At 46.0% G+C, this 9,191-nt stretch carries 7 protein-coding genes and 1 riboswitch; of the genes, 6 read left to right on the forward strand and 1 reads right to left on the reverse strand.

Features of this window, described 5'->3' with window-relative positions:
- The first annotated feature begins 352 nt into the window (after nucleotides 1–352).
- Nucleotides 353–607, forward strand: a complete 255-nt coding sequence (locus B9J84_RS00185; RefSeq protein ID WP_017047933.1) for a zinc ribbon domain-containing protein — start codon at nucleotides 353–355, stop codon at nucleotides 605–607.
- Nucleotides 608–611: 4 nt separating this feature from the next.
- On the opposite strand, the gene xseA is transcribed toward B9J84_RS00185, so the two are convergent.
- On the reverse strand, nucleotides 612–1,943 hold the full coding sequence (xseA, locus tag B9J84_RS00190) for an exodeoxyribonuclease VII large subunit (protein ID WP_047689015.1): 1,332 nt from the start codon (nucleotides 1,941–1,943) through the stop codon (nucleotides 612–614).
- Nucleotides 1,944–2,165: 222 nt separating this feature from the next.
- On the opposite strand from xseA, the gene guaB reads away from it, so the two are divergent.
- The 5 genes from guaB (at nucleotide 2,166) to B9J84_RS00215 (ending at nucleotide 9,138) form a co-directional block, all read left to right on the forward strand.
- A complete protein-coding gene (guaB, locus tag B9J84_RS00195) occupies nucleotides 2,166–3,629 on the forward strand; it encodes an IMP dehydrogenase (RefSeq protein ID WP_026028100.1) in 1,464 nt (487 codons plus the stop codon).
- Between the two features lie 81 nt (nucleotides 3,630–3,710).
- On the forward strand, nucleotides 3,711–5,264 hold the full coding sequence (guaA, locus tag B9J84_RS00200; RefSeq protein ID WP_017044245.1) for a glutamine-hydrolyzing GMP synthase: 1,554 nt from the start codon (nucleotides 3,711–3,713) through the stop codon (nucleotides 5,262–5,264).
- 48 nt (nucleotides 5,265–5,312) lie between these two features.
- Nucleotides 5,313–5,423: riboswitch (TPP riboswitch) on the forward strand.
- A gap of 100 nt (nucleotides 5,424–5,523) precedes the next feature.
- Nucleotides 5,524–6,381: a bifunctional hydroxymethylpyrimidine kinase/phosphomethylpyrimidine kinase gene (gene thiD / locus B9J84_RS00205; RefSeq protein WP_094123259.1), complete on the forward strand. Its 858-nt coding sequence runs from the start codon at nucleotides 5,524–5,526 to the stop codon at nucleotides 6,379–6,381.
- 280 nt (nucleotides 6,382–6,661) lie between these two features.
- Nucleotides 6,662–8,350 carry a chitinase gene (locus B9J84_RS00210; RefSeq protein WP_094123260.1) on the forward strand — a complete coding sequence of 563 codons (1,689 nt, stop codon included), beginning with the start codon at nucleotides 6,662–6,664 and terminating at the stop codon, nucleotides 8,348–8,350.
- A 179-nt stretch (nucleotides 8,351–8,529) separates the two neighbouring features.
- Nucleotides 8,530–9,138, forward strand: a complete 609-nt coding sequence (locus B9J84_RS00215) for an acetate uptake transporter (RefSeq protein WP_010320388.1) — start codon at nucleotides 8,530–8,532, stop codon at nucleotides 9,136–9,138.
- Nucleotides 9,139–9,191 lie beyond the last annotated feature (53 nt).

Consider the following 9,191-nt stretch of genomic DNA (forward strand, 5'->3'; position numbering starts at 1 on the left):
GTTAAATGGAGCTTTATATCGTTATAAATCCATATGCAGAATATGTAACTTATGCTTTCGGTGTGTGGTTATATAAATGTTCTTTTGAGAGTAGATCGCTGAACGGAGCAGATAAAGCAAATGATCAGGCTGAGATCTTTTATCGATCATAGCCTAATGTGTATGAGGTGGTTGGTGAGCCTAAAGGTATTGTGATAGAGATCAAAGCTGAACTCTCGATAATCCGAGACCATACGTGCCGTTTGATGAAGTGTCGGCTATCACATGCACGATCTATCTACGCAAACGAGCTATCTATTAAAACGAACGATATAAAACATCTACCAAAATCACACTATGCGAAAGATGTTATGTGAAAGACACAAAGAGAGATGGGATCAATATGCAGGAAAATCTTTGCCCTTGTTGCCAAAATCCACTGGCGTGGGATGGGCGTTACCATTGTGCTCAGTGCAAACATCACTTTAACAAAATTGGTTTTTGCCCTGAGTGTGATTCTGAGCTGGAGAAATTGCAGGCGTGTGGCGCAGCAAACTTTTTCTGTAATTCATGCAATGAGCTCAAATCAAAATCTAAGATTCGATTTGAGTTTCAAGCACAAGATTAAGTGATTAATTAACGGTAGAGAAAACTTCGCCATCCGCCACTCGCGTAATCAATTGATCGCCAGTTTTTAGATCGCAAGCGCGGTGAATCACTTTGCCTGAGCTATCTCGCGTGATCGAATAGCCTCGTTTTAGTGTCGCTAATGGGCTTACTGCGTCAAGCTTCTCTGCAGCTAGCGTTAAACGGTGTGCTGTGCGCAGGAGTTTTTTCTCCATTACGTCCAGCAATCGTTGCTCGCTTTTGGCTAGTCGATGCTGCTGCTTCGCTAAGGTTTGTACGGGAGAATGCAACTGCAGTTGATGGTATTGCTGGCCAATGTGCTCGCGCTGAGTCGAAATATAGCGCTGTATCGCCCGCTGTAGGCGCATTTCTGTGTCATCAAGTTGCTGGCTTTGACGCTGCAAGCGATAAGTGGGGTGCTGTTTCTCTAGCGCGTGAACCAAAGCGCGTAAATGATGCGCTTGTTGACTGGTGTAATAGCGCATCGCACTTTGTAGCTTGTGCTGGTATGAGGCGAAAGCTTGTCGCTTATTACTGTTGTCTCGGCTGACTAATTCTGCAGCAGCGGAGGGGGTTGGGGCACGTACGTCAGCCACAAAATCAGCAATCGTCACATCGATTTCATGCCCGACGGCACTGATAATTGGGATCTGACTAGCGGCAATTGTGCGCGCTACGATCTCGTGGTTAAAACACCATAAGTCCTCTAAAGAACCGCCACCGCGACCCACAATCAATACGTCACACTCTTGCCTCGCATTTGCTCTACCAATTGCTTGAGCAATTTGAATGGCCGCTTGTTCGCCTTGAACCAGTGTAGGATAAATGATGACGGGCAAGCTTGGATCGCGCCGCTTGAGCACATCAAGAATATCAAACAGGGCTGCGCCAGTTTTTGAAGTAATAACTCCGACGCATTGAGGATTTTCCGGCAAGGGGCGCTTATTGGATTGTGCAAACAGCCCTTCCGCGGCCAACTGCATCTTCAGCTTTTCAAACTCTTGCTGGAGACGACCATCCCCTTCGGGTTGCATACTCTCGATAATGACTTGGTAGTCACCTCTAGGTTCATAAAGAGAAAGACGCGCTTTAACAAGTACCTGCTGGCCATTTTTAGGTTTGAAGGTCACAAAGCGATTATTGCCTTTGAACATCGCACATTTTACCTGCGCGCGAGAATCTTTGAGTGAGAGATACCAATGGCCAGAAACCGGAGCGGAGAAGTTCGATATTTCACCAACGAGCCACACAATGCCCATTTCATTTTCAAGTAACAGGCGTACTTCAGCATTGAGACGAGAGACAGTGTAGATGTTTTCGTTGGTCAAAGAAGGCAAGGCTAATCCCCTAGACGAGGGTATGGAAATTAGCGGCAATATAATACATATCAAGGGTTGGAATGCAAATTAAAAATGAAAAAATGAGTGGTCAAGCGATTACCTCGGGCGTATAATCCGACCGCAATATCAAATCCAAATCGATTTATCCTGTTCTTAGGGCAAATTGAGACAGCTTGGATTTACCTTTTATTCACTCCTCTTAATTGTGAGATATTGCAAATGCTAAGAATTGCCAAAGAAGCGCTGACATTCGATGATGTTCTTCTCGTACCAGCACACTCCACCGTTCTCCCAAACACAGCCGATCTCCATACTCAGCTGACCAAAAATATCGCACTGAACATTCCGATGATCTCAGCTTCTATGGATACAGTGACAGAGGCTCGCCTTGCGATCGCTCTTGCCCAAGAGGGTGGTATTGGTTTTATCCACAAAAATATGCCCATTGAAGAGCAGGCTGAACAAGTCCGTCTTGTCAAAATTTTTGAAGCGGGTGTAGTCACTGCGCCAGTAACAGTTCGCCCTGATGCAACCATTCAAGATGTGATTGCTTTGACAGAGAAACATGGTTTTGCCGGTTTCCCTGTGGTGAGCGATCACAATGAGCTTGTCGGTATCATCACCGGCCGTGATATTCGCTTTGTTACTGATTTAACAAAAAAAGTTGAAGCAGTCATGACACCAAAAGATCGCTTAGCCACAGTTAAAGAGGGCGCATCTCGTCAGGATGTACAAGAGCGCATGCACAAAGCGCGTGTTGAAAAAGTCTTGGTAGTGAATGATGAATTCAAACTGACTGGTATGATCACCGCGAAAGATTTCCATAAAGCAGAACGCAAACCGAATGCTTGTAAAGATGAACAAGGGCGTTTACGTGTTGGTGCGGCTGTTGGTGCCGGTGCTGGCAATGAAGAGCGCGTAAAAGCATTAGTGGAAGCGGGAGTGGATGTTCTACTGATTGACTCTTCTCATGGCCATTCAGAAGGTGTACTTAACCGTATTCGTGAAACGCGCGCCGCTTATCCTGATCTCGATATTATCGGCGGCAATGTTGCAACGGGTGCCGGTGCGAAAGCTCTAATTGACGCGGGCGTAAGCGCGGTCAAAGTCGGTATTGGCCCGGGTTCAATCTGTACAACGCGTATTGTAACGGGTGTTGGTGTTCCTCAAATTACGGCGATTTCTGATGCAGCTGAAGTGGCTGATCAATACGGTATTCCTGTGATTGCTGATGGCGGTATTCGTTTTTCTGGCGATATTTGTAAAGCGATTGCTGCTGGTGCATCTTGCGTGATGGTCGGCTCCATGTTTGCGGGTACTGAAGAAGCTCCGGGTGAAGTTATTTTGTTCCAAGGCCGTTCATATAAAGCTTACCGCGGTATGGGTTCGCTGGGTGCAATGTCTCAAGGCTCTTCTGATCGTTATTTCCAATCTGACAATGCAGCTGACAAGCTTGTACCTGAAGGGATCGAAGGCCGTATCGCTTATCGAGGCCGTCTAAAAGAGATCGTTCATCAACAAATGGGTGGTTTACGCTCAAGCATGGGCTTAACTGGCTCGGCCACTATCGAAGATCTGCGCACTAAAGCCGAGTTTGTTCGTATCTCTGGTGCAGGTATGAAAGAGTCACACGTGCACGACGTTCAAATTACCAAAGAAGCGCCAAACTACCGCTTGGGTTAATGACGAACCACGAATAGCTTGAAGCTTATGGGGAGCGCGATGCTCCCCATCCACTACATTAATGATTGAGATTGACCTTAAATGACTAAAGATATCCATGACCAACGTATTCTGATCTTAGATTTCGGCTCTCAGTACACACAACTGGTTGCCCGCCGTGTTCGCGAAATCGGTGTTTATTGTGAGCTGTGGAGCTGGGATGTTGAAGAGGCGGACATCCGTGAATTCAACCCAGATGGCATTATTCTTTCTGGTGGCCCTGAAAGCGTGACTGAAGCCAACTCTCCGCGTGCGCCACAATATGTGTTTGACTCTGGTGTGCCTGTATTTGGTGTTTGTTATGGCATGCAAACCATGGCTGAACAGTTGGGCGGAAAAGTGGCCAGTTCTGAGGAACGTGAATTTGGTTATGCAGCCGTACAGTTAATGGGTGAATCGGCCCTGTTTAGCGACCTTGAGCTAACGCAAGATGTTTGGATGAGCCACGGTGATAAAGTGGTGCAAATTCCGGCTGATTTTGTCAAAACAGCGCAAACGGAAACTTGCCCTTATGCGGCAATGGCGAATGAAGAGAAAAAATATTATGGCGTGCAGTTTCACCCAGAAGTCACACACACCAAAAACGGTCTAAAAATGCTTGAGAATTTCGTTCTCAATGTTTGTGGTTGTGAGCGTCTATGGACGGCTGAGTCTATCATCGAAGATGCGGTTGCTCGTATTAAAGAGCAAGTCGGCGACGATGAAGTGATCCTTGGCCTATCGGGTGGTGTAGATTCGTCAGTTGTGGCGATGCTGGCTCACCGAGCGATTGGTGATAAATTAACCTGTGTGTTCGTTGATAACGGCTTATTGCGTCTGAATGAAGCTCAGCAAGTAATGGATATGTTTGGCAACAAATTTGGCTTAAACATCATTCATGTTAATGCAGAAGATCGTTTCCTCAACGCACTGCAAGGTGAGTCTGATCCGGAAGCGAAACGCAAAATTATTGGCCATGTGTTTGTTGATATCTTCGATGAAGAGTCAAAGAAATTGAAAAATGCAAAATGGCTCGCGCAAGGCACGATTTACCCAGATGTGATTGAATCGGCCGCCTCTAAAACAGGCAAAGCGCACGTGATTAAATCTCACCATAACGTTGGCGGTTTGCCTGATGATATGGAAATGGGATTGGTTGAACCACTGCGTGAGCTTTTCAAAGATGAAGTACGCAAGATTGGCCTAGAGCTTGGTCTGCCTTACAACATGCTTTACCGCCATCCGTTCCCTGGTCCTGGCCTTGGCGTACGCGTGTTGGGCGAAGTGAAGAAAGAGTACTGTGATTTGCTGCGCCGCGCCGATGCTATTTTCATTGAAGAGCTGCATGCCGCTGATCTGTATAACAAAGTGTCACAAGCTTTCACGGTTTTCTTACCTGTTCGTTCAGTAGGCGTTATGGGTGATGGACGTAAATACGATTGGGTTGTATCACTACGCGCTGTGGAAACCATTGACTTTATGACAGCACATTGGGCGCACCTGCCTTATGAGTTCTTGGGTAAGGTTTCTAACCGTATCATCAATGAAGTGAATGGTATTTCTCGTGTGGTTTACGATATTTCAGGTAAGCCACCAGCCACTATTGAGTGGGAATAATCCTCCAAAAAAGCGTACTCCTTCGGTGAGTGCCCTGCTATGATTACTGCGAAATAGTCGGGGAGCCGATGCAGATTCTGCATCGGCTGAGATCGAAATTCGAGACCCGTCGAACCTGATTCAGTTAATACTGACGTAGGGAACTATGAGCACTTTGTCACGAGCCGAATAACAACGGCTAACCTTTGTAAATTCGATTACCGAACTTTCCAAACCACGGTCAAAGTCAGTTCCTGTATGTCTTGTCATAGGAGCGACCATGGCACAACCAATACAGAAACACCCACAAGAAACGACGTTATTAAACATACCTGTTGTACTCACTATCGCAGGGTCTGATAGCGGTGGAGGGGCAGGCATTCAAGCCGACATAAAAGCGATATCGGCAACTGGCAGTTTCGCGTGTTCCGTTATTACCGCCATTACTTCACAAAATACTCAAGGCGTCTCCGCCATTTTCCCCATTCCACTTGATCATATCGAAAGCCAGTTAGATGCCGTCTTTAGCGACTTGAAGATCGTGGCCGTTAAAATTGGCATGCTAGCCGATGCCAGTATCATCAAGATCGTTGCCAAAAAAATGCAGCAATACCAACCCAAGAGCCTTGTGATAGACCCCGTGATGGTGGCGACCAGTGGTGATTTATTACTTGAGCAATCGGCAATCAGTACATTAAAAGAAATGTTGATCCCTTTGGCTGACATCATTACCCCCAATTTATTTGAGGGAGCAGTACTTACTGGCAAGCCGGTTCCTCAATCTGGAGTCGAAATGAGCGGTATGGTGGCTGATTTACGAGCGTTGGGTGCAAAGGCGGTGCTGCTAAAAGGTGGGCATTTAGAACAAGATGAAAACAGCAACGATCTTTTGATCATGCAATCTTCGTCAGAATTACTCAGTGCGAAGCGTTTTCCAACCCAAAATACCCATGGGACGGGTTGCACGCTCTCTTCTGCGATCGCTTCTTATCTTGCTCAAGGAAATAACCTGCACAAATCCGTGTATTTGGCTAAGCAGTACATATCGCAAGCCATTGGCTATGCCGATGAACTGGATGTTGGCCAAGGTCGCGGCCCAGTTCATCACTTTTTTACTGGCCACGCTCATGTGCGCTAAGCCATTGCCGGTGCGATGATGCTTGAGAAATTTGAGGCATTGGTTGTTCACTTAACCTGATGAAAAATAGATTGAACTCTAAAAGCCTCAAGCTTTTTTGAGGCTTTTGCATATTTATCGACTTGCCTTCAAAGGGCGATGTCGCCGTACGATAATTGGTTTACATCATGATGAAACCACTCGCATTTTGACATTTAATTAATAAGTTTCACTGTCAACAATGCCTCGGCTATCCATACTATTTTCACCGTACCCACTAAGCCAAAAATAAGGGATTGATATGTTGAAAACAAAGCATTTAGCCGTGCTGATTAGCAGTGTTTTAGCCGCAAACAGTTACGCGTTAAATATCCTACCTGACCCTGAAAATGCCGCGGGTTATATTGTCTCTAAAGTAGAGCTACAAGCGGCAGAAAAAGCCAAAACAGCGGATCCCATGTATGCCATCTGGTCGAAAGCACTAGAAACGCGTTCGAATGCGATTGTTGAAGCAATAGTACCGGGGTTAAGTTCTAACCCTGAAAACGTCAAGCGTGTTGAACAAGTCTTTCCACAGTACGAGTGGGATTTCTTAACTCAAATGGCGGCTCCCGAATACACCTACACACGCTTCTTACGGGCAATTGGCAAATTCCCCGCATTTTGCGGCGAATATACGGATGGCCGAGATTCAGACGCAATTTGTAAAAAATCCATTGTGACGGCTTTTGCCCATTTCTCACAAGAAACGGGTGGTCACATTGCGAAAGACAACGTATCTGATAATCCGAATAGGCTTGAAGAATGGCAGCAAGCATTGGTTCATGTGCGTGAAATGGGTTGGTCTGAAGGGCAAAGTGGTTACACAACCGGTTGTGGCCAAAATGATTGGCAAAATGCTCGTTGGCCGTGCGCCGCTGGGCAAGGTTATTTTGGTCGTGGCGCGAAGCAGCTCTCTTACCATTTCAACTATGGCGCTTTTTCTGAAGTGATGTTTGATGGTGATGCCAAAGTACTACTCAATAACCCCGGATTAGTAGCGGATTCTTGGTTGAATTTAGCCTCAGCGATTTGGTTCTTCTTAACTCCTCAAGCACCGAAACCGGCAATGTTGCACGTAATTGACCGTACATGGACACCTTCGCAACGTGAAAGCGATGCTGGTATTGGCTATGGTTTTGGCACCACAATTAACGTTATCAATGGCGGCATTGAGTGCGGTGAACAGAACAAAGATAAAGGTCAACCGGTTAATCGCATTCGCTACTGGGAAGGGCTAGCGGATCATTATCAAATACCGATTGAGTCAGATGAAAAGAATACCTGTTGGCAGCAAACGCCTTACGGTAGCTTAAATTTGAACGGTGCGACGGATGTGTTGTATACCAACTGGGATGGTAATTGGAAATATTACTCTGATCGCCCAGGTGGCTACTCGTTTGAATGTGAACTGGTTGGTTTCCAAACCGCGTATTCAGCCCTTGTTGCTGGTGATTACGAAAAATGTGTGACTAACTTTTATGGTTCACATTCTAGCTGGCCCCAAGTGCGTGTTGTGGATGCGATTGATCCCGGTACGCCACCAGAGCCGCCAGTTGATGGCATCGTCGGCTGGGAAGCAACAAAGGTATACAACACGGGCGATAAGGTGAGCTATAAAGGCGCTACTTATGAAGCTAAGTGGTGGTCACAAGGTAATGAACCCACTCAAGGTGATCCTTGGAAGCTTATTACAGGTGAACCAACAGCGCCCACAACACCTGACCCTGTTGAGCCACCACCAGTGGTCAATGAGCCAGAACCGCCCGTCACGCCAGAGCCTACGCCACCAAGCAGTGATTTTTCAAGCTGGGTTGCAGGGGTTACTGTTGCAAAAAATGGCGATAAAATTACGCATAATGGAAAGTGTTTTATGGCTAAAAATAACCCCGGAGTATGGGAATCACCCACGCAAAGTAACTGGTTTTGGGATGAAATAAACTGTCAATAGAGAGTAACATTTAGCAAAAGGAGAGCAGCACGATCGAATTCGGTTGCTCTGCTCTCTTTTTGAACAATCAAGTGGTTAAATTTACAATCTTAGTTTTCGTTAACGTTCTTTCCATTTTGTGTGCTACTCCACTAAAATCCGCGCGTAATTTTTATCAACATTTTTTAAGGTACTCGCGAATGTCTACTAAATTGGCCAATCCAGCGCCGCTAGGCCTAATGGGTTTTGGCATGACGACTATCCTGCTTAATATCCATAACGCAGGCTTTTTCCCTATCGACTCTATGATTTTGGCGATGGGTATTTTCTACGGTGGTTTAAGTCAAGTCATCGTGGGTATCATGTGTTTCAAACGTGGTGACACTTTTGGCACCACAGCGTTTACCTCTTACGGTCTATTTTGGCTCACATTGGTTGGCCTGATTGTCATGCCATACATGGGACTACCAGCAAGCCCTGCTCACTTTATGGGTTGGTACTTAGCGTTGTGGGGCATTTTCACTGGTTTCATGTTTATCGGTTCATTGTGCTACCCACGTGCTAAACAAGTGGTATTCGGCTCACTGACCATTCTATTTGCTTTACTAGCTGCGCGTGATTTCACTGGTAGCGAGCTTATCGGCACGATTGCTGGCTTTGAAGGCATCTTCTGTGGCGCAAGTGCGATTTATTTTGCAATGGCTCAAGTTCTGAATAATGAATATGGCCGTGTTATTTTACCGATTGGTGAAAAGAAAGCGCAAAACGCTGTTGTCGAAAAGTTGACGACACAAGAAATCGCAGCCTAATACGGGTTGATGAAAAAGAAAAAGGGTTAGCGTTTGCTCTGTCTCTTATACAC

Source organism: Vibrio sp. V03_P4A6T147 (genome assembly GCF_002241085.1).
Lineage (GTDB): Bacteria > Pseudomonadota > Gammaproteobacteria > Enterobacterales > Vibrionaceae > Vibrio > Vibrio anguillarum.

Bases quoted from the DNA above. Each gene is read 5' to 3' on its own strand.
- guaA (WP_017044245.1), top strand. From the start codon at position 3,711: ATGACTAAAGATATCCATGACCAACGTATTCTGATCTTAGATTTCGGC.
- guaB (WP_026028100.1), top strand. From the start codon at position 2,166: ATGCTAAGAATTGCCAAAGAAGCGCTGACATTCGATGATGTTCTTCTC.
- thiD (WP_094123259.1), top strand. From the start codon at position 5,524: ATGGCACAACCAATACAGAAACACCCACAAGAAACGACGTTATTAAAC.
- B9J84_RS00215 (WP_010320388.1), top strand. From the start codon at position 8,530: ATGTCTACTAAATTGGCCAATCCAGCGCCGCTAGGCCTAATGGGTTTT.
- B9J84_RS00210 (WP_094123260.1), top strand. From the start codon at position 6,662: ATGTTGAAAACAAAGCATTTAGCCGTGCTGATTAGCAGTGTTTTAGCC.